This is a genomic window from Chitinophaga arvensicola (genome assembly GCF_900110835.1).
Lineage (GTDB): Bacteria > Bacteroidota > Bacteroidia > Chitinophagales > Chitinophagaceae > Chitinophaga > Chitinophaga arvensicola.
The window spans coordinates 1,436,601-1,454,500 of record NZ_FOJG01000002.1 but is presented as its reverse complement, the minus strand read 5'-3'; the positions used below and the strand labels follow the sequence as shown (position 1 = coordinate 1,454,500).

Sequence of the window (17,900 nt, the reverse complement as noted above, 5' to 3'; positions counted from 1 at the left end):
TGATGTTGTCATTAACCCATTAGCCCTGTTCCACTATCAACGCGCCGCCTATTTTCGTATCAAATCCTAAAAATACTATCATATGGATCAGGTACAGGAAATTGACGCTATCAAACAGGCCAATAATGCCATTTATCACTCATTTCGGACGCTGGATTTCCGTGGCGCTTCCGTTTACCTGACGGAAGACTGCGACTATATTACGTTTAACGGGATGCATTTGAAAGGACGTGAGGAGTATATCCGGTTGCATGAGCAGATGATGCGTAACTTCATGTTCAGAGGCGCCCGGCTGCAGGGTGAAATTGAGCAGGTGCGTTTTCTGAGCGACCATGTGGCCCTGGTGGTGGCGAAAGGCGCCCTTCGTTTTCGCTGGCAGAAGAAAGTACCGGATAGCCGGCAGTCGGTCAATACCACCGTATGGATGAAAAACCAGGAAGGGCAGTGGCAGATGTCTGCTTTTCACAATTGCCGCATAAAGAAAATGAGCCGGCTGGCAAGATGGATCACCGGAATCACAAAATAGTGCAGTACAATTTACCCCTTAAAATGTCGGAATCAGCCCCTGTAGGTATTCGCCGGAAATAATAAATTTGCTTTATCGTTAAAAAATAAAAACAAATATTATGTCATTTCAGGCCTACTTAGATAATATCAAAACAAAAACCGGCAAAACCGCAGACGATTTTAAAAAGCTGGCGGAGAAAAAGAAGTTTTTAAAAGACGGCGTGCTGGATCCCAAAGTAAAAGCTACGGAGATAGTCAACTGGCTGAAAGAAGAATACGAACTCGGACATGGTCATGCCATGGCGATTTTTGCCTACTTCAAAGGGAAGCGGGATTAGTCCTGTCTTTTACGAAGCCACTGGTCCATGCTCCAGCGATACGCCGGGAGGGAAGAAAGCAAAAAGCTCGCTGCACTGGCGGTAAATACAGAGTAATTCAGCGGTTGGGCAATTCCCAGTGCGATCGTCATTGACAGGGCAAAACATAGCGTCAGTACACCACTACCGATGGCTGCCTGGCGTGTATACCAGCCTGTTATCAGCAATAAGGCAAAAAGAATCTCTGCGCCCGAGGCTAGTGCCGCAAAAAATGAAGCCATGGAATACGGCAGGAAGAACATCAGTTTTTGCGCATATACCATAAAGTTCTGCCAGTTGCCCCAACTCACATGGGCCGCACCAGCCGGGCCCCATACTCCGAACCTGTCCAGTCCTGCGCACAGATAACTGGCTCCCAGGGCAAATCTCAAGAAAAGTTGATAAATATCCGCTTTGTTTTTCATGCTGTTATTTTTTTGCCAGACAAATTTAGGGGCATCATTGTTCAGACTGGTAGCCCAGTTTACAATCGACCGGTAGTCCAGCAATGGAATGTTTTATCACTGCAACAGGTGAAAATCTCCCTAATTTTCCCTATACTGGCAGAAGAATTATATAAAGGCATTCCGCAATGAAGAAATGGTTGTTTGGTGTACTCATGATAGCAGCAGTTGCTGCCGCATTTAAGCCCCGCAAAATAACATGGGTGGCCATTGGAGATTCTATCACCTACCTGAATGAACACCCTGATGAAACGGGCAACAGGATCACCAAAGGCTACATGACAAGGGTAACCGCGCAGCTGCCGGATATACAATACATCAATAAAGGCTACAACGGGTGGACGTCTGGCGGTATCGCCGATGCTATTGAAAAGCTGGACCTGGTGAAAGCAGATGTATATTCCGTATTCCTCGGTACGAACGACTGGTGGGCCGGCAGGCCGGTGGGTACTCTGGCCGACTATATCAATAAAACCGGTAACCACACTGTATATGGCGCTTACCGGACCATCACCGATAAACTGAAATCACTGAATAAATCTGCCCATATTATTTTGATCACTCCGCTGCAACGCGGCGACTTTGTTTACATCGCCGACATGAAAAACAATGCCTATGGCTCCTATAAGGAGAAAAAAGGGCAGTTGTTGTCGCAGGTAGCTGCCGCCATCGACTCCATTGCAGACTATGCGCATTTTGATAAAGTAGATCTTTATCAGGAGAGCGGTATTACCATTGAAAACGCAGTGAAATACAAACGGCTCAAAGACCCGGCCAGCGGCGTGTATACCAATTACACCTGGCCTGCTTACCAGGATGTACCCTTCAATCCGGCAACGGATGAATATCCTTATCCGGTGGAAGCCATTGATATGACGTATGATGGGCTGCATCCATCTGATAAAGGGTTTACGGTGATTGCGGATATGCTGGTGAAGGTGATGCGGAAGTATTAAAGTTTATTACCTGTTGATCCACCACATCCTACATATATTCTGAAATAAATATGCTATATTACCCCTGGTTTTAAAATTTTGAAAAATGGCGATTAACTTACAAAAAGGACAACGGATTGATATCGGCCTTTCCAAAATCAGTATAGGTTTAGGCTGGCATCCGAACGAAGGAACCGGATCGGATTTTGACCTGGATGCATCTGCATTTATGATCGATGAAAGCAGGTTGATCCCCGCTGAGGAATTTTTCGTTTTTTATGGTAATACGGATTCTCCTGATACCGCATTACATCACACGGGCGATGATCCTACCGGCGGCAACAGTGCAGACGGTGACGATGAAACCATACAGGTGGACTTAACTAAAGTAGATCCACGCGTGAGAGAGATTTTATTTGTAGTGACCATTCACGATGCCATCGGCAGAAGACAAAATTTTGGACAGGTAAGAGATTCCTATATCCGTATTGTGGATGAAGGTACCGGCAACGAAATTGCAAAATATGAACTGGGAGAAGATTTCTCCATTGAAACAGGAGTGGAGTTTGGCCGTCTTTACCTGAAAGACGGAAAATGGAAATTTGAAGCCTCCGGGATTGGTTACAGGGAAGATCTGGCTTTCTTTTTATCCAAATATTTTAAAGGTCAGATTATTAAATAATTCCTAAAACCACCACCTATGGCTATTAACCTGGTAAAAGGTCAGACGATTGACCTGCGCAAAAACGACAAAGGAGAAGAATTTGATTTGTCTACTGTCACCATCGGATTAGGCTGGGACGTCAGGCAATCAAAAGGAAAAGAAGGCTTCTTCGGAAAATTATTCGGAGGAGAGAAAAAAGAAGAAGAATATGACCTGGATGCGGTAGCGATGCTGCTCGACAACAACGGAAAAGTGGCTAACCTCGGCAGAACCGTACAGTCGCGCGATGGCAGAAGCATGGGATTATTTGAAGGAGATGTGATCTTCTTCAACTCTATGCGGCATCCCTCCGGCAACATCTGGTTAACCGGCGATAACAGAACCGGAGCAGGCGATGGAGACGATGAGCAGATCATTATCAAACTGGATCAGATGGATAACAAATACCAGAAGATCTTATTCATGGTAACCATCTACAACGGCCGCCAGAATAACCAGCACTTTGGTATGATCGACAATGCCTTTATCCGTGCAGTAGATAACAGGGGCAAGGAAATTGCAAAATTCAGCCTGTCGGGCGATAGCACCTATAACGGGATGTGTTCCATGACATTTGCGGAAATTTATCGTAAAGACGGCGCCTGGAAATTCAGGGCCATCGGCATTCCACATCCTTCCGATAGTTTTGTGGATGAATTGAAGAAATTAACCTATTCCTGATAAAGAAGAAAAATTTACAGACCTATATTCATAACTGTTCATCTTGTTTTGCCGCACCTGCAAGCGCCGTGATGAAGCGTTACCTATTTTCAACATGCCAACACTGGTATTAAATTATTGATTGTATGAGAAGATTACCCGTGTATCTTTTGTTAGATACTTCCGGATCTATGAGCGGAGAGCCAATAGAGGCGGTCAAAAATGGTGTACAGATAATGATTAATTCATTACGTCAGAACCCACAGGCAATTGAAACGGCTTTTATCAGTATCATCACTTTCGACAGCGCTGCCAGACAGGTTGTTCCGCTGACCGACCTGTCCTCCTTTCAGATGGTGGATATCAAAGCTACCGGTACCACAGCACTGGGAGAAGCTTTACAGGTAGTGAGCCATTGTATTGACACAGAAGTGGCTAAAACAACTACCGAAAGGAAAGGCGACTGGAAACCACTCGTGTTTATCATGACAGATGGCATTCCTACCGACAACTGGCAAAGTGGTCTTGCTGCTTTTAAACAGCGCAAAGTGGCCTACACCATCGCCTGTGCCGCCGGTTCCGGTGCCGATACCGCCGTGCTCAAACAGATCACGGAAAATGTATTGAGCCTCGATACTGCCGACAGCCAGAGCATTGCCCGGTTCTTTGCCTGGGTTACTGCTTCCATCGGAGTTACTTCCACCAAGGTAGAAGACGCCGGTAAAGAAGTGGTAGGACTGAATGAATTACCGCCTCCGCCAGCAGAACTCAATATTGTGGTGTAAGAATTTAAAATATTGACATGCGAAGACTACCGGTATTTTTTTTATTGGATACCTCCGGATCCATGTATGGAGAACCCATACAAGCGCTGAATAATGCATTGAGCGGCATGGTAAACACCCTCCGGATGGACCCGCAGGCCATGGACTCCCTGTGGCTGAGCATTATCACTTTCGACAGGGAAGTGAAAGAAGTGACGCCCCTGGTAGAATTGGCCAACTTCCAGTTACCGGAAATCACCTGTCCGCAGAGCGGCCCCACACATACCGGCTATGCCCTGGAGTTTCTCCATGCAAAAGTAAACAGTGAAGTCCGCAAAGGCACCCCAACACAAAAGGGCGACTGGCGGCCTTTACTGTTCCTGTTTACCGATGGCAAACCCTCTGATCAGCAGCTGTATCGCAAAATGATCCCGCTGATCAAAGGCCTCAACTTCGCTACCATCGTAGGTTGTGCCGCCGGTAAAGCTGCGGATAACGACATGCTTAAAGAACTGACGGATACGGTGGTCCACCTGGATACTGCCGACAGCGCTACGCTCAAGCAGTTCTTTAAATGGGTATCTGATACCATCGAACAGGGCAATAAAAGTATGGGTACCACGGAGCAGGTCACCCTGCCGCCGCCGCCCAGCGAAGTGAATTTAATCATCTGATAAAAACCCACATGAACGTAAAATTGATCGGACATGATTTTAAATGTCTGCAGGTAGAATTATCCCGGCAGGAGAAATTCTTTTGTGAAAAAGGCGCCCTGATCTATTATGAAGAAGGCATCACTGCTACTACCAACGTATTCGATAAAGGAGTAGCCGGATTAATAAAAAGAAAACTCACCGGTGAAAGCATTTTCCAGGTAGAGCTTTGCAATAATCATCCGGATAATAAAAAACTGGCACTGGCAGGAAAAGTAGGCCTGCTGCCGGTAAACCTGAAACAACTGTCGAATGGCATTGTATGCCGCGCCGGGGCCTACGTGGCCTCGTCAGATAAAATTGACATTGATGTAAAAATGAACCTCAGCTCCCTGATCGGCGGCACCGGGTTGATCATGCAGAAAATTACCGGCTTTTGTACAGTTTTCCTGGATGTGATGGGATCGCCCATTACACTGGATCTCACCGCCGGACAAACTGTTTTTGTAGATGAAAAAAGTTTTATCTGCATGAACGCTGAGATGGTCAACCGTATGTCTTCCCATTTCTCCGGAAACAATCTACTGGGCGGGGAAGGCTTAAGCATGCTGAAAATCACCGGTCCGGGTACCGTATATGTTACCTCTGTAAATTTTGGATAATGAGAAGACTCCCTGTTTATTTTTTGATAGATGTCTCTGAATCGATGGTCGGGGAACCCATTCAACAGGTGGAAGAAGGCCTGGGGCAGATCATTCAGGCACTCAAAGCAGATCCTTATGCAATTGAAACAGCCTGGATCTCTATCCTCGTTTTCGCCGGACAGGCAAAAACGCTGGTGCCCTTACAGGAAATTATCAACTTTTATCCGCCGCGTTTCCCCATCGGTGGAGGCACCTCTTTAAGCAGGGGGCTCGGACATCTCATGTATGAATTGCGGAAGAACCAGGTGAAAACCACCTATGACCAAAAAGGTGACTGGAAACCTATCATCTTTTTATTCACGGATGGTGTTCCCACAGATGATACCAGCCAGGCGATCCGCGAATGGAAACAGAACTGGCAGCGCAATACCAACCTGGTGGCCATTTCTTTCGGCAATGAAGCCGATACCAATGTGCTGAAAGAACTGACAGAAAACGTGATCCATTTTAAAAACAGCAGCCCCACAGCCTATAAACAATTTTTCCGCTGGATCACGGATTCTATTAAAACCAGCAGCGAAAGCGTAGAGAAAAATGCTTCCGGATTTGAATTATCCAAAATTCACGATACGGATACATTATCAAAAATAGATTTGTCGAAACCTGAACCACCAAGGCAGTACACCGACAGCAATTTTGTGGTGATGGTAGGAAAATGCCAGCACATGAAACGCGAGTATCTCATGAAGTACCGTCGCGCTGAACAGGACGCAGATATTTACGGGTTAAACCTGAACCGGCTGTATTATAAGCTGGTAGGTGCTTTCCAGGTAGATAAAACCTACCAGGAACTGTCTGATCCTTCCGCAAAGCCGGCCCGTATCAGCAGCGAAGAATTGCTGGGTAATCCCAACTGCCCCTGCTGCGGCAATCAATGGGGCTTTGCATTATGCTCCTGCGGGCAGATACATTGTATAGGAGATGAGAAACTAAGTACCTGTCCCACCTGCGGCAACCAGGCCACCTATGGCATCAGTGAAGGCGGTTTTGATGTAGACAGGGCTCAGGGCTAACGGAAAAAAATACACATGGGAAAAACCTATATCCAGGAGCTGTTCAAAGCAAACAATATTACGGTAGGCGACCACCGCCAGCAATTATTTGACGCATTTGTGAATGAAGAAATAAACAGGCTGGCGGTACAGCAGATCATAGAAAATAAAAAGCTACTCATGGACACGTGGCAGTTAAAAAGCCGGTTAGCAGATATTCAACAACAATCCGTCAGCATTCCCAATGCCACGGCAGGCAAGTCCTACGCTGTAACATTGGATTTCGCGCAACTGAACTGGAATGATGTGGAATGTATAGCGATAGAAGGACTGGAGGAGTACGGATTGCAATACGATCCCGGAACAAAGACCATCAGCGGAATACCGCTTAAAAGCGGTGATGTCAGATGGGTATTGAAATACCGGGTCACGGGTGAAAAAGAAGATAGCGCGCCCCATGAAAAGCGTATTCCGCTGATCATCAATCCCAGTCCACGGTCGCTCTGGAAAAACATTCCCAGCGACACTACCGATCCGCACTGGAAAGAAGACAACGTGGCCACCGTTGCGCAATTGGGTACAAAACGCCTGGTAGCGGCTTCTAAACGGGGACGTTCACACGCCAATACCGGCGGCTTCCGGGAAGATGATTTTGCCTTTCAGCATTTCGGGGAAAACGGCTGGAGCGTTTTCGCTGTTTCCGATGGTGCAGGCAGCGCCCGGCTGTCGAGGGCAGGATCGAAAATGGCCTGTAAAGGTGTGGTGGAATTTTTTGAACAGCATTTCACACCGGAACGCAGCGCCGCCCTGGATGCACTGCTGGCAGAACACGCAGCCAGTGCGGGTGATAAAACACAGAAGGAACTCACCCGCTTTGTATACGATAACCTCGGCAAGGCCGCTTTTACCGTTTTCAAGAAACTGGAAGAATTTGCCGCCAGCACCGGCGCCCCATTGAAAGATTTTCATTCCACGCTTATATTTGTACTATTAAAGCAGTATGAATTCGGGGAAGTGATCATGAGTTTTGGTGTGGGAGATTGCCCGATTGCGCTAATAAACAAGGATTTTTCCGCAGTTAACCTGTTAAACCGCCTCGATGTAGGCGAATTTAGTGGTGGTACACGGTTTATTACCATGCAGGAAATCTTTAAAAGTGATACATTTGCAACCCGCTTTGGATTTAAGCTGGTACCGGATTTTTCTTACCTGATGCTCATGACGGATGGTATTTATGATCCCAAGTTTGAAGTAGAAGCCAACCTGGAAAAGCTGGAAGCCTGGAAAGCCCTGCTGGCGGACCTGGACGGTGACAATGAAGACAAGGTAAAAGTGCATCTGGAATCCCATACACCGGAAGTAGCCAACGAGTTAGCTACCTGGATGGATTTCTGGAGTCCGGGCAATCACGATGACAGAACTTTAATGATCATCAGTCAAGTACCGGCATCAATCCCGGTGGTAAGCTAATGCTGACTATATGAGTACAAAAACGGTACAATCCGTCATCAATGCGGGCAAAACATATCAGTACGTTGACAATGGCGAACCTATGCGGGGCGGGATGAAAGACGTGTATTTCAGTCCGGATAAATCATACGTGGTAGCCTTTTACCGGGAACAACAGGATTACGCCTCCCGCGAACGGTTGCGTAAAATTGTTACTGATTATTATAATAGCTTTTTTAACCGGGAAGGGGGAGATTACTACAAGGAACTATATTGCTGGCCCACCGACATGGTGGAAGCTGGTGCAAAAGTAGGACTGGTAGTACCTTGCTATCATTCCAATTTCTTTTTCAAAAAAGGCTATGCCGCCAATGACCTGATCAAAGGCAAAGAGAAAGAAGGGAAATGGTTTGCGTCTCCCAAGTTCAGGAATAAGCAGTTCACATTACGGCTGGATGAGGCAGAACTGGGCAACTGGTTAAGCTATTTCCAGATCTGTGTAAATATTGCGAGGGGCGTGAAACGCTTGCATGCAGCAGGTTTGGCACATTCTGATCTGTCGTATAAAAATGTGTTGGTAGATCCGGTCAGCAAATCGGCGGCCATCATTGATATAGATGGATTGGTAGTGCCGGGATTATTTCCGCCGGATGTAATCGGTACCGCCGATTTCATTGCGCCGGAAGTATTGGCCACCAAGCACCTGGATCTGAAAGATCCTAACCGGAAACTCCCGTCAAGGCTCACTGATCTGCATGCGCTGGCGGTGATGATCTATATGTATCTCCTGTACCGTCATCCGCTGAAAGGAGGGAAGGTGCATGACCTGGACGCGGAGAAGGATGATCTGCTCAGCATGGGGGAGAAGGCGCTGTTTACAGAGCATCCGCAGGATGCTTCCAACCGCCCGAAGCTGAATCATGTAAATCCGAAGGAACTGCCCTGGGCAGATGTGGCCAAATTGCCGTACACTATTACAGGACCTTATCTGAAGGAACTGTTTTACCAGGCGTTTGTAAAAGGACTGCATCAGCCTACAGAGCGCCCGCCGGCGGAAATGTGGGAGCAGGCGCTGTTAAAAACCACCGATCTGATGCAGCCCTGCAGCAATGCGGCCTGCGAACAGAAATGGTATGTATTTGACAATACGAATTCCCCGAAATGTCCTTTCTGTGGTACGCCGCATAAAGGCACGCTACCGGTGCTGGATCTGTATTACGAATTCAAACCAACCGTGTGGAAGCCGGAAAATCACCGGTTGATGGTGTACAACAACCAGTATCTTTTTCAGTGGCATGTAAACCGGAATGTTATCCGCAACGAGAAACTGACTGCCGCACAAAAGGTGCCGGTAGGTTATTTCGTCTTCCATCAGAATAAATGGGTATTGGTAAACCAGCAACTTACCACACTGAAAGATTTGACAGAAGACAAGGAAATTCCTATCGGGTCCATGGTGGAATTAACGGATGGAAAAAGATTACTGCTGTCAAGGGAAGAAGGAGGAAGAGTCGTGATTATTACTATTGCCAACAAGTAGACACCTATATAAAAATAAAACTGAAATGAATCATTTAATCCAGCAAATTATTGACAACCCCATCCCTTCGGCGATTGTGGTCGGGAACCTTGTCATTATTGAAAGCTTACTGTCTGTTGATAATGCCGCTGTACTTGCCACTATGGTAATGGATTTACCCGAAAAACAGCGTGACCGCGCCCTGAAGTATGGTATCTTCGGCGCTTATCTGTTCCGTGGTCTGGCTATGCTGTTCGCGTCTTTCCTGATTACTATCTGGTGGCTGAAACCAATTGGCGGTTTATATCTGCTGTACCTGGTATTTAGCTGGTGGAAAGAGAAACGTGCGAAAGGAGAGAAAGAAGAAGAAGAAAACATCGACAAAGGCCAGAACTGGTTATACAAGGCCACTGTGGGTGCTATTGGTCCCTTCTGGGCTACGGTGGCGCTGGTAGAGCTGATGGATATGGCCTTCTCCATAGATAATATTTTTGCGGCGGTAGCCTTTACCGACAATATTCTGCTGGTATGTCTTGGCGTATTTATCGGTATCCTGGCCATGCGTTTTGTAGCACAGGCTTTCGTGAAACTGATGACGAAATTTACTTTCCTGGAAACGGCTGCCTATGTGGTAATCGGTATCCTCGGATTGAAACTGAGCCTGTCTATCTATGAACACTATTTCCCGCACTCTCCTGTGACGGAGTTCCTGGAAAGTTCAAAGGCGGATGTACTGACATCGATCCTGACCGTAGGTATTTTCCTCGTGCCGATCCTGACTTCTCTGCTGTTGAATTTCCCCAAAAGAACCCCTGAGGCGGAAATAGAAAAATAAGGGAGATGTGAAATAAAGATTTTTATTATAGCACCAGTCTTCGGACTGGTGTTTTTTTATGGAAACACCAGTGCTTAAATCACATTCGTATTCAGCATGGTTTTGAGGATGTTGGTCTGTACATCATAGCGACCAATTGTTTGCAGGAAGTTTACATCCGAAATTTTCTCGTAATACTCTCCCAGGAGGGTTTTTACATTTTCGGGAATGATCGTTTTCAGCACATTCGCCCGGCTCATGAGATTATCATTTTTGTCGGTGAGCTCCTGTATGATCCTCGTTTTTTTAGAGAGGGTATTGCTCCAGTCTACATCTGTAATGGTAGACAGGTCACAGAACAGGAACAGGTTTTTTGCTGGGAAGAACAGGAAATACCTGTCCAGGTTGAGGAATTTATATACTTCTACAATGAGATTACCGGCGCTCAGTCCGCAGAAGAACTCCGTTTTAAATTCCATTTTACACAATAATCCCATCAGCTTCCGTTGGATGATCGCGGAATTGTTGCGATATACTTCGGAGGGATTGAATTTAATCAGCTCGTTCAGCGCTTCTGTGGAGATATCGTAGTAAAAATCCTGGGAGAAGCGGGCGCTGAAGGCATTGATATTTTTAGAGAAGGGGTAGTCTTCTGAGTTATCGGACAGTACCTGGAACAGCTTCCGGAGCGACAGGTTAATTTTCAGGGATTGTTTTTGTTTGTCGAGCTGGAAGTTCTTTTCTGAAAAAACGGAATCGTTGATATTGGCGATCAGGTCTTTGTTGATCTGGATTTCGTCGTACAGGATACTTACATTTCTTTCGTTGCTGGTTTTAATTTTTCTCAGCAGTTCAATCACCGTGGTGGTGTATTGCAGGTGAAAGAGTTCCAGTTTATTGACATCCAGTTCCGGGTTGGTTTCAAATAATTTATGGACAACCTGGCTTCTGAGATAAATTTTATATACTATCTCGTCTTCAAAAAAAGTGGACAGCAACTGTAATTTGCTGATCGTTTTATTTGAGTCACTTAATATGATTGCCAGGTTATCCTCCATTATTTATCCTCCGTTAGCTAACGTTTGTTACATTTTTCTTCAACTCAGATTCCAGTGTCTGCAATTCACCATCCAGCACTTTACGGCTTTCGGTTCCTTGTTCATGGATCTTTTTCACTTCATGCAGTGTTTCAATCAGCGATTGGGTGGTTCTCTTCAGTGTTTCGATAGATACCACTGTTTTCTCATTCTCTTTGGCTACTTCAATGCTGTTTTGTTTCAGCAGATCGGCGTTTTTCTGGAGAATGGTGTTGGTGGTATCGGAGATTTTCCGCTGCATTTCCACGTTGGCTTTCTGTCTTTGCAGGGCCACGGCGATGGTCAGCTGATTTTTCCAGACAGGGATCGTGGTAGAAACGATCGACTGGGCTTTTTCCGCGATAGAGGTGTTGTTGTTTTGCACCAGGCGGATCTGCGCCAGTGATTGCAGCATAATGAAGCGTACAATCTTCATATCTGCCAGCCTTTTATCGAGGCGGGTCACGAAATCTCTGAGATCGGCAATTTCGTAATCGTTGTAATTACCGGCATTGGCTTCCATCTGGGCCAGCTTCTCGGTGAGCTCATTGTATTTCAGTTGACCTGAAATAATGAGATCTTCCATCTGCTTGATGTAAGATACGTTACTATCGAACATGGTTTGCAGGGAGCTGTTATCCTTCAGGGAGTTTATCCGGCCAGCTTTGATCTTGTTAGTGATCTTATCGATATTGTTGATCACGGTATCGTATTTCTGGAACAGCTTTTTGGCATCAAATACCAGCTTTTTCAGAAAAGGTATTTTGGAGATAAAGCTTTGCAGGGCGCCCTGGTTCAGCTCATCTACATCGATATAGTTCAGTTCTGTAAGGAGGTCGTTGATAAGACCGCCCACTTCGCCGGCGTTGTAGGTACGTACCGAGGTTAAGAATTCGTTACTGTACCGTTCCATTGAATTCTGTACGTCTGTACCATAATTCAGGATGGAATTCACGTCGGTGGTGACAAGTGATTTACCGATATCTCCATACTTCTTCGCGTCGTCCGGGGTGATCACGGACAGGTCTACGTTTCCTTCTTTATCGAGTCGCACTGCGGGAAGGGTAGTAGGATCGGGTATATTTGGGTTTGCTTCCATAAGGTATCTTATTATGAAATGTGATTGTCTTTATAAAGGAAAAGCCTACAGGTAATTCTGCGCCACAGTATTCACTGTTTCCTGCAGTTTTTTATCACGCGTAGGTTCACCGATGGCATTGAATTTCCATTCGCCGTTCTTTTTGTAAAAAACGCCCATGACCATGGATACGTGACCGGCAAAGCCTGCGCCGCTGGCAATGTCGTAGGTGGCGAATACTTCGTTTACGCGGGAAGGGGTGCCTTCATAGATGCGGATAGAAGCAAACGGAATGGTACCAAAATCGTGTCCTCTGAAGCTGTTCAGCACAAATGCCACGTAGTTGGTGGTAGGATCCAGGCGGGAAAAATCCACGGTGATTACTTCATTATCCAGGCCATCGTTGCCGTTCATGTCGCCGGTCAGATCATCTCCGCTGTGGCGGATGGAATTATCTTTGGATCTCAGGTTACCGAAATATACTACTTCCTGCAGTTGTTTTTGTTCGGAGAACAAAGCGCAGCTGCCGTCCAGGTCTACTGCTTCTTTAGATTTGGACAAACCAAACAAGCCTTTCTTTTCAATCGCGCCCCAGTTGATGCCTACGCAGATGTTCTGCAGTTTGGCGCCGTTGCTTTTTTCCAGGTTGATACGCTGACCTTTTTGAAGATTGATTGCCATGTTGATCTTATATTTTAATATCGTTGTGAATCAGATTAATTGTATTTATTCAGATAGTCCTGCAGGCCACCTTTCATGCCTACGCCTACGGCTTCGAATTTCCATTCATCGTTACGTTTGTAGATCCTTCCGAATTCTACGGCGGTTTCGATAGAGAAATCTTCTTCCAGTTCGTATTTCAGCAATACTTCATTGGTAACGGGGTCGAAGATACGTACAAAGGAATTTCTTACCTGACCAAAGTTTTGTCTGCGTGCTTCTGCATCGTGGATGGTTACTACTATGCATATTTCGGCTACTTTGGAGTCTATTTTAGAGAGGTCAATTTTGACCTGTTCGTCATCGCCGCCGCCGTCGCCGGTGAGGTTATCGCCGGTATGCTCCACGCTGCCATCCGGTGTTACCAGGTTATTATAGAAAATAAAATGCTGATCAGAAAGTATCTTTTTATTATCTCCCATCACAAAGATAGAAGCATCCAGATCGAAGCTGGTACCTGTTGAAGAGGCGTTTGCGTCCCAACCCAAGCCAATTACGAATTTGGGCGCATTAATTGTTTGTCGCTGACCTTTTTGCAAATTAATTGCCATGTTGTATGCTTTTATGTTTACTGTTAAATAAGTAATTTTTAATGAAATTCAGATTTTTCTGGTAGGCTTCTATCGTGTGATAGCCATTTCCCAGGGCCATATTATACAAAAGATTTACGAATTTATCCGATTGATTTTGCAGAAAAATGCAAAATGAGTCAAAATCGTAGTTCAGAATGTATTTGACAATACGGGTATTGATAAAGAACTGATCGCCCTGGATGATCTTTTCCAGGTGGAAAATGGACTTTACAAAATGGTAATTCAGATGATTCTCAATGTTGGGATGAATGTTTTTATTCTGTAGCTCCGCAAAATAAAGCAGGTACAGATCATTGGAAAGATCATAGGCATCCACCATTTTCAGGATCATTCTTTCATGGCCGCCCGTAATCCGGATATCATCCAGGAAAATTACTTTCTTTCCAGCCAGGAAATACCGGTCGATATGAAAACTGTCGTTGCCGATCAGTTTCAGTCGTTGTTCGGCATCCAGTTCACCGTAATCTTCCTTATAGGTAATGGTACGGTGTACTTTTGTTTCCTGTAGTACCGGGTGTCCATGTGCGGCCAGCCAGCGGTTTAACTGAAAAACAAAATAGTTTTTCATGGCAAAGGTCGCAGTTGGAATAAAGGAATATGGACTGGATACCACTACCATCTGTGGTACGGGCCTGTCTTTTAAATGGTGTTCAATAAATCCTTCTGCCAGGCTGGTACCGAATTTTTCGGCAACGGTGTCGTCACCGAATTTAAAACGGCTGTATTCATCGGGGCAAAACCCGAAATGGCCGGCATCGGTGATTTTGTGCAGTGAATAAGTAGTCGTCATCAGTTAAGTAAACTTGAAATACATTGGTGATTGGAGTTGATTAATAGCGTGCGAATGCCTGTTACTTGCGCTCCCTGTATATCCGCTCTTTCGTTATCGCCAATATGAATAATATTATTTAAAGGAGGACATGCGTTTTTTCGCAGGTTGGCTACCTGTTCCAGCATGAGTCTGAACATTTTTTCATTGGGCTTCGACATGCCGGTTTCATCAGAAAACAGCAGGAAATCAAAATAGCGGTCCAGTTCCAGCTCCTGTAAAACCCGCCTCAGTGTACTGCCTTTAATAAAAGCGGTGTTGCTGAGCAGGCTCACGGTACTGTTGCCCGGCTCCCTGATCTGCTGCAGTACCTTTACCGTAGCGGAACAGTATACTACCGGGAGATGCCGTAGGACCAATGCTTCCATATCCTGGTAAAGCTGCGCCAGATCTATCTCCCCGAAATTATTGCTGTAATCATTTATTTCATTGATCACCATCAGGTACATTTCTTCGGCATCGATATTACCCCCGGTTTTTTCGTTGATGGCATTGCACATCAGGTCCACCCGGCGGAATATACGCCCCACTTCTTCCAGTGGTTTCTGTGACAGATTGAAATGGTTGTAAAAAAAACGGGTCCTTTCCTGTTTAAATAAAGGATTCGATTTTATTAAAGTTAACCATAGATCAAAAGAATAATGTTGGTATCTAATCATGTATATTATAAGCGTGTTTACATCTCGTCAGCAGTTGCTCTTTCTCCCTTTAGCTGTATATTACTATATGGGTTAATCCAATGTATGGTAGCATTACATTAATATAAGGCATATTTGGACACCTGTATTTAATCTTTCTGTTACCAAAACATATATATTATGGGTTAATATCAAAAAGTCTGCCTGACAGCTTTTTTGAAGCTTCTAATATAGCGATTTATCACGCATCTCACTTGAAATTTTTCATTTTTATAGATTATAAATTAATGTGTTTTAAAGTTTTATATGTATTTTTTGTATCCTGTCTATTGCGGGGATTACGTTATTGAATGAGTAATAAATCTGTCATTGTGTGAAAATAAGGAAGGGAAATAAAGGCAATGACGGGCATGGTTAAATGAAAAGGATCGACTATCTTGTATTGAAGTTATCTAGATGTGGAATTGTACACCCGCCCGGGTACCAACGTTGTATATCACCAAAAAAAAACTGAATTTTAGTCAATTTTTCAAATTCCTTTAAACCGAACTATGAAATCAGTTCTAAAAGCTTCTGGCATATTGTTAATCTTCTCCCTGATTTTATTTTCAGGGTGCAAAAAGGGAGATCCTGGTCCTGCGGGCCGGGATGGCACAAACGGTACCAACGGCACCAATGGTACCAACGGCACTGCCGGTCCCGCTGGTCCTACAGGTCCTGCCGGTCCTTCCGGCCCCGCCGGTCCGGGTGGTCCAGCCGGCCCCACAGGTCCTACTGGTCCAACGGGTCCTGCCGGTGAACCTGGTTCAGCGAACGTGATTTACTCCCAATGGGTAAAAACCAATCCATGGGTGGTATCTACCACATCAACGGGTTCCGGTAAAAAGACCTTTTACTTTGACATCACCGCCGCTGGTGTAACACAGGACATCCTGGACAAAGGCGTGGTAATGGTATATGCAAAATTTGTAGCGGATCCGGACGGAGCAGGTGCAAAATTACTGCCGGCTACCTATTACAATAACGGCGGAACAGATGTGGAATACCGGTTCCAGCAAAGCATATCACTGGGAAAGATCAGGGTGATCTGTGATATTGTACCCATCGGTATTCCTTCTACAGAAAACCAGGTGAGATATGTGATCATCCCTGGTGGTGTAGCAGGAGCCCGTATGGCCAACTACAGGCAAATGAGTTATGAGGAACTTTGCCGCACACTGCAAATTCCGGAATAATTAATTTATATCGGGCTGACGGTTGATTTCCGCCAGCCCATTTTTTGTATCCCCGGAAGGATCTTCCGCTATTTACCGGCGGGAGGGTCCCATTTGTAATTTCCCTGACCATCATATACCCCCGACCTTTTTAAAGAGCCGTCTTTATTAAATTCGTAAAAGCGACCGGTGGGCTGGTATTTTACCTGTGGTGTAAAAGAAGACATCTGGCCGTTGTCGAAATAAGTAATACGGAGGGCTGAATCATTTTTTTCATTCATCAGGTATTCACTGCGGATCTGCCCGGATCGCAGGTATTCCCTGTTGATCAGTGGAATACCCTCTGGAGAATATACCGTTTCATATTGTGGCTGTATCCTTTTAAACTCGTTCACAAGCGAATCTTCAGTCGCATAGATCATCGGTACCAGTAAATTCTTCATATACGGCAGGAGTGTGGTATCATAATACATCCGGTGTATGTTATAAGGTTTTCCTGACCTGTACCTGCTTTCCTCTTCCAACTGACCGGTAACATACCACCATTCAGTAAGGCCTTCCAGCTTGCCATTTGTATAGTATTCACTGGCTCTCAGCTGTCCATTGGCATACCAGAGCTTTCTTGCTCCCTGCAACTGTTGCTGGCTGTAGTTTTCTTGTAGCTCTTTTTGCCCGTTGGGATAATATAGTGTTCTTACACCATCAGGATATAAAGGCGCCGGGTGACGGTATAGTTCAGCCAGCTTATCCAGTTCGGCCATTCCGCTTTTGAACCGCCAGTCCCTTTCTCCGTTGCTGCTACGGTACCTGATATCCCGGTCGCAAGGCTGGATATGTAATTGTCCGTTTGCCTCTCTCGCAAACACGATCCATTCTTCCCCCTTGCTGATGCCCATATCGCAGCTACTGTTTTTCATATGCTCAACAAGTTGTGTGATGGGTTGACCCTTGAATAAGGTAATGATGTTGAATGTGAGTACACCAGTGTTTTGAGCGTTTTCTGCTCCGGTATCACCATCATCGGTGATCATCACCCGGGCAATAAACTGGTATGGTTCCAGTTGGGATAATTCCTTTAATGGTGGCAGCATGGCACAAGTGCAGGCAATGCATTGGCCGGTCGCAAACAGTAAAAGGGAGTAAACCAGGACGATACTTTTCATGAGTGATCAGGTTTAAAGGGATTTATAATGCGTGTGCGAGGCAAGGATGCAGATAGTTGCTGCATTCCA

General features: G+C 45.4%; 21 protein-coding genes. 13 read left to right on the top strand and 8 right to left on the bottom strand.

Annotated elements, in window-relative coordinates; all coding sequences use genetic code 11:
• Positions 1-82: 82 nt before the first annotated feature.
• The gene (locus BMW79_RS23235) at positions 83-526 is read left to right on the top strand and encodes a YybH family protein (RefSeq protein ID WP_089898568.1); all 444 of its coding nucleotides are present in this window, start codon (positions 83-85) and stop codon (positions 524-526) included.
• Between the two features lie 100 nt (positions 527-626).
• Complete coding sequence (locus BMW79_RS23230; RefSeq protein WP_089898566.1) at positions 627-845, top strand: DUF4287 domain-containing protein; 219 nt, start codon at positions 627-629, stop codon at positions 843-845.
• Here BMW79_RS23230 and BMW79_RS23225 read toward each other — a convergent pair.
• A complete protein-coding gene (locus BMW79_RS23225; protein WP_089904127.1) occupies positions 842-1,288 on the bottom strand; it encodes a DoxX family protein in 447 nt (148 codons plus the stop codon). The genes BMW79_RS23230 and BMW79_RS23225 overlap by 4 nt on opposite strands.
• Positions 1,289-1,455: 167 nt before the next feature.
• On the opposite strand from BMW79_RS23225, the gene BMW79_RS23220 reads away from it, so the two are divergent.
• The 10 genes from BMW79_RS23220 to BMW79_RS23175 all read left to right on the top strand — a co-directional run bounded on the left by BMW79_RS23220 (position 1,456) and on the right by BMW79_RS23175 (position 10,541).
• Positions 1,456-2,283 (top strand): SGNH/GDSL hydrolase family protein, encoded by an 828-nt coding sequence (locus BMW79_RS23220; RefSeq protein WP_089898564.1) that lies wholly within the window; start codon positions 1,456-1,458, stop codon positions 2,281-2,283.
• Between the two features lie 85 nt (positions 2,284-2,368).
• Positions 2,369-2,944, top strand: coding sequence for a TerD family protein (locus BMW79_RS23215; RefSeq protein ID WP_089898562.1), 576 nt, complete (start codon positions 2,369-2,371; stop codon positions 2,942-2,944).
• Between the two features lie 18 nt (positions 2,945-2,962).
• Positions 2,963-3,646, top strand: a complete 684-nt coding sequence (locus tag BMW79_RS23210) for a TerD family protein (protein WP_089898559.1) — start codon at positions 2,963-2,965, stop codon at positions 3,644-3,646.
• A 125-nt stretch (positions 3,647-3,771) separates the two neighbouring features.
• A complete protein-coding gene (locus BMW79_RS23205; RefSeq protein WP_089898556.1) occupies positions 3,772-4,410 on the top strand; it encodes a vWA domain-containing protein in 639 nt (212 codons plus the stop codon).
• A 17-nt stretch (positions 4,411-4,427) separates the two neighbouring features.
• A complete protein-coding gene (locus BMW79_RS23200) occupies positions 4,428-5,063 on the top strand; it encodes a vWA domain-containing protein (protein WP_089898554.1) in 636 nt (211 codons plus the stop codon).
• Positions 5,064-5,074: 11 nt separating this feature from the next.
• A complete protein-coding gene (locus tag BMW79_RS23195; protein ID WP_089898552.1) occupies positions 5,075-5,704 on the top strand; it encodes an AIM24 family protein in 630 nt (209 codons plus the stop codon).
• A complete protein-coding gene (locus BMW79_RS23190; RefSeq protein ID WP_089898550.1) occupies positions 5,704-6,759 on the top strand; it encodes a TerY-C metal binding domain-containing protein in 1,056 nt (351 codons plus the stop codon). Before BMW79_RS23195 ends, BMW79_RS23190 begins: the two co-directional genes overlap by 1 nt.
• A gap of 15 nt (positions 6,760-6,774) precedes the next feature.
• Positions 6,775-8,208 carry a PP2C family serine/threonine-protein phosphatase gene (locus BMW79_RS23185; RefSeq protein WP_218150420.1) on the top strand — a complete coding sequence of 478 codons (1,434 nt, stop codon included), beginning with the start codon at positions 6,775-6,777 and terminating at the stop codon, positions 8,206-8,208.
• Positions 8,209-8,218: 10 nt separating this feature from the next.
• Complete coding sequence (locus tag BMW79_RS23180; RefSeq protein WP_089898548.1) at positions 8,219-9,727, top strand: helix-hairpin-helix domain-containing protein; 1,509 nt, start codon at positions 8,219-8,221, stop codon at positions 9,725-9,727.
• Between the two features lie 25 nt (positions 9,728-9,752).
• Positions 9,753-10,541, top strand: coding sequence for a TerC family protein (locus BMW79_RS23175; RefSeq protein ID WP_089898546.1), 789 nt, complete (start codon positions 9,753-9,755; stop codon positions 10,539-10,541).
• Between the two features lie 74 nt (positions 10,542-10,615).
• On the opposite strand, the gene BMW79_RS23170 is transcribed toward BMW79_RS23175, so the two are convergent.
• Genes BMW79_RS23170 through BMW79_RS23145 form a run of 6 tightly spaced genes read right to left on the bottom strand, consistent with a single transcriptional unit; the run spans position 10,616 to position 15,475 of the window.
• Positions 10,616-11,578 carry a hypothetical protein gene (locus BMW79_RS23170; RefSeq protein WP_089898544.1) on the bottom strand — a complete coding sequence of 321 codons (963 nt, stop codon included), beginning with the start codon at positions 11,576-11,578 and terminating at the stop codon, positions 10,616-10,618.
• A gap of 13 nt (positions 11,579-11,591) precedes the next feature.
• Complete coding sequence (locus tag BMW79_RS23165) at positions 11,592-12,695, bottom strand: toxic anion resistance protein (RefSeq protein WP_089898542.1); 1,104 nt, start codon at positions 12,693-12,695, stop codon at positions 11,592-11,594.
• A 45-nt stretch (positions 12,696-12,740) separates the two neighbouring features.
• Positions 12,741-13,355, bottom strand: coding sequence for a TerD family protein (locus BMW79_RS23160; protein ID WP_089898540.1), 615 nt, complete (start codon positions 13,353-13,355; stop codon positions 12,741-12,743).
• Positions 13,356-13,390: 35 nt separating this feature from the next.
• Complete coding sequence (locus BMW79_RS23155) at positions 13,391-13,945, bottom strand: TerD family protein (RefSeq protein WP_089898539.1); 555 nt, start codon at positions 13,943-13,945, stop codon at positions 13,391-13,393.
• Complete coding sequence (locus BMW79_RS23150) at positions 13,935-14,777, bottom strand: phosphoribosyltransferase family protein (RefSeq protein WP_218150419.1); 843 nt, start codon at positions 14,775-14,777, stop codon at positions 13,935-13,937. The genes BMW79_RS23155 and BMW79_RS23150 overlap by 11 nt, the downstream gene beginning before the upstream one ends.
• Complete coding sequence (locus tag BMW79_RS23145; RefSeq protein WP_089898535.1) at positions 14,777-15,475, bottom strand: HAD family hydrolase; 699 nt, start codon at positions 15,473-15,475, stop codon at positions 14,777-14,779. The genes BMW79_RS23150 and BMW79_RS23145 overlap by 1 nt, the downstream gene beginning before the upstream one ends.
• Positions 15,476-16,005: 530 nt before the next feature.
• On the opposite strand from BMW79_RS23145, the gene BMW79_RS33975 reads away from it, so the two are divergent.
• The gene (locus BMW79_RS33975; RefSeq protein ID WP_177192298.1) at positions 16,006-16,689 is read left to right on the top strand and encodes a collagen-like protein; all 684 of its coding nucleotides are present in this window, start codon (positions 16,006-16,008) and stop codon (positions 16,687-16,689) included.
• Positions 16,690-16,757: 68 nt separating this feature from the next.
• Here BMW79_RS33975 and BMW79_RS23135 read toward each other — a convergent pair whose 3' ends face one another.
• Positions 16,758-17,831 carry a hypothetical protein gene (locus BMW79_RS23135; RefSeq protein ID WP_089898532.1) on the bottom strand — a complete coding sequence of 358 codons (1,074 nt, stop codon included), beginning with the start codon at positions 17,829-17,831 and terminating at the stop codon, positions 16,758-16,760.
• Positions 17,832-17,900: the final 69 nt, after the last annotated feature.

Bases quoted from the DNA above. Each gene is read 5' to 3' on its own strand.
- BMW79_RS23235 (WP_089898568.1), top strand. From the start codon at position 83: ATGGATCAGGTACAGGAAATTGACGCTATCAAACAGGCCAATAATGCC.
- BMW79_RS23230 (WP_089898566.1), top strand. From the start codon at position 627: ATGTCATTTCAGGCCTACTTAGATAATATCAAAACAAAAACCGGCAAA.
- BMW79_RS23225 (WP_089904127.1), bottom strand. From the start codon at position 1,288: ATGAAAAACAAAGCGGATATTTATCAACTTTTCTTGAGATTTGCCCTG.
- BMW79_RS23220 (WP_089898564.1), top strand. From the start codon at position 1,456: ATGAAGAAATGGTTGTTTGGTGTACTCATGATAGCAGCAGTTGCTGCC.
- BMW79_RS23215 (WP_089898562.1), top strand. From the start codon at position 2,369: ATGGCGATTAACTTACAAAAAGGACAACGGATTGATATCGGCCTTTCC.
- BMW79_RS23210 (WP_089898559.1), top strand. From the start codon at position 2,963: ATGGCTATTAACCTGGTAAAAGGTCAGACGATTGACCTGCGCAAAAAC.
- BMW79_RS23205 (WP_089898556.1), top strand. From the start codon at position 3,772: ATGAGAAGATTACCCGTGTATCTTTTGTTAGATACTTCCGGATCTATG.
- BMW79_RS23200 (WP_089898554.1), top strand. From the start codon at position 4,428: ATGCGAAGACTACCGGTATTTTTTTTATTGGATACCTCCGGATCCATG.
- BMW79_RS23195 (WP_089898552.1), top strand. From the start codon at position 5,075: ATGAACGTAAAATTGATCGGACATGATTTTAAATGTCTGCAGGTAGAA.
- BMW79_RS23190 (WP_089898550.1), top strand. From the start codon at position 5,704: ATGAGAAGACTCCCTGTTTATTTTTTGATAGATGTCTCTGAATCGATG.
- BMW79_RS23185 (WP_218150420.1), top strand. From the start codon at position 6,775: ATGGGAAAAACCTATATCCAGGAGCTGTTCAAAGCAAACAATATTACG.
- BMW79_RS23180 (WP_089898548.1), top strand. From the start codon at position 8,219: ATGAGTACAAAAACGGTACAATCCGTCATCAATGCGGGCAAAACATAT.
- BMW79_RS23175 (WP_089898546.1), top strand. From the start codon at position 9,753: ATGAATCATTTAATCCAGCAAATTATTGACAACCCCATCCCTTCGGCG.
- BMW79_RS23170 (WP_089898544.1), bottom strand. From the start codon at position 11,578: ATGGAGGATAACCTGGCAATCATATTAAGTGACTCAAATAAAACGATC.
- BMW79_RS23165 (WP_089898542.1), bottom strand. From the start codon at position 12,695: ATGGAAGCAAACCCAAATATACCCGATCCTACTACCCTTCCCGCAGTG.
- BMW79_RS23160 (WP_089898540.1), bottom strand. From the start codon at position 13,355: ATGGCAATCAATCTTCAAAAAGGTCAGCGTATCAACCTGGAAAAAAGC.
- BMW79_RS23155 (WP_089898539.1), bottom strand. From the start codon at position 13,945: ATGGCAATTAATTTGCAAAAAGGTCAGCGACAAACAATTAATGCGCCC.
- BMW79_RS23150 (WP_218150419.1), bottom strand. From the start codon at position 14,777: ATGACGACTACTTATTCACTGCACAAAATCACCGATGCCGGCCATTTC.
- BMW79_RS23145 (WP_089898535.1), bottom strand. From the start codon at position 15,475: ATGATTAGATACCAACATTATTCTTTTGATCTATGGTTAACTTTAATA.
- BMW79_RS33975 (WP_177192298.1), top strand. From the start codon at position 16,006: ATGAAATCAGTTCTAAAAGCTTCTGGCATATTGTTAATCTTCTCCCTG.
- BMW79_RS23135 (WP_089898532.1), bottom strand. From the start codon at position 17,831: ATGAAAAGTATCGTCCTGGTTTACTCCCTTTTACTGTTTGCGACCGGC.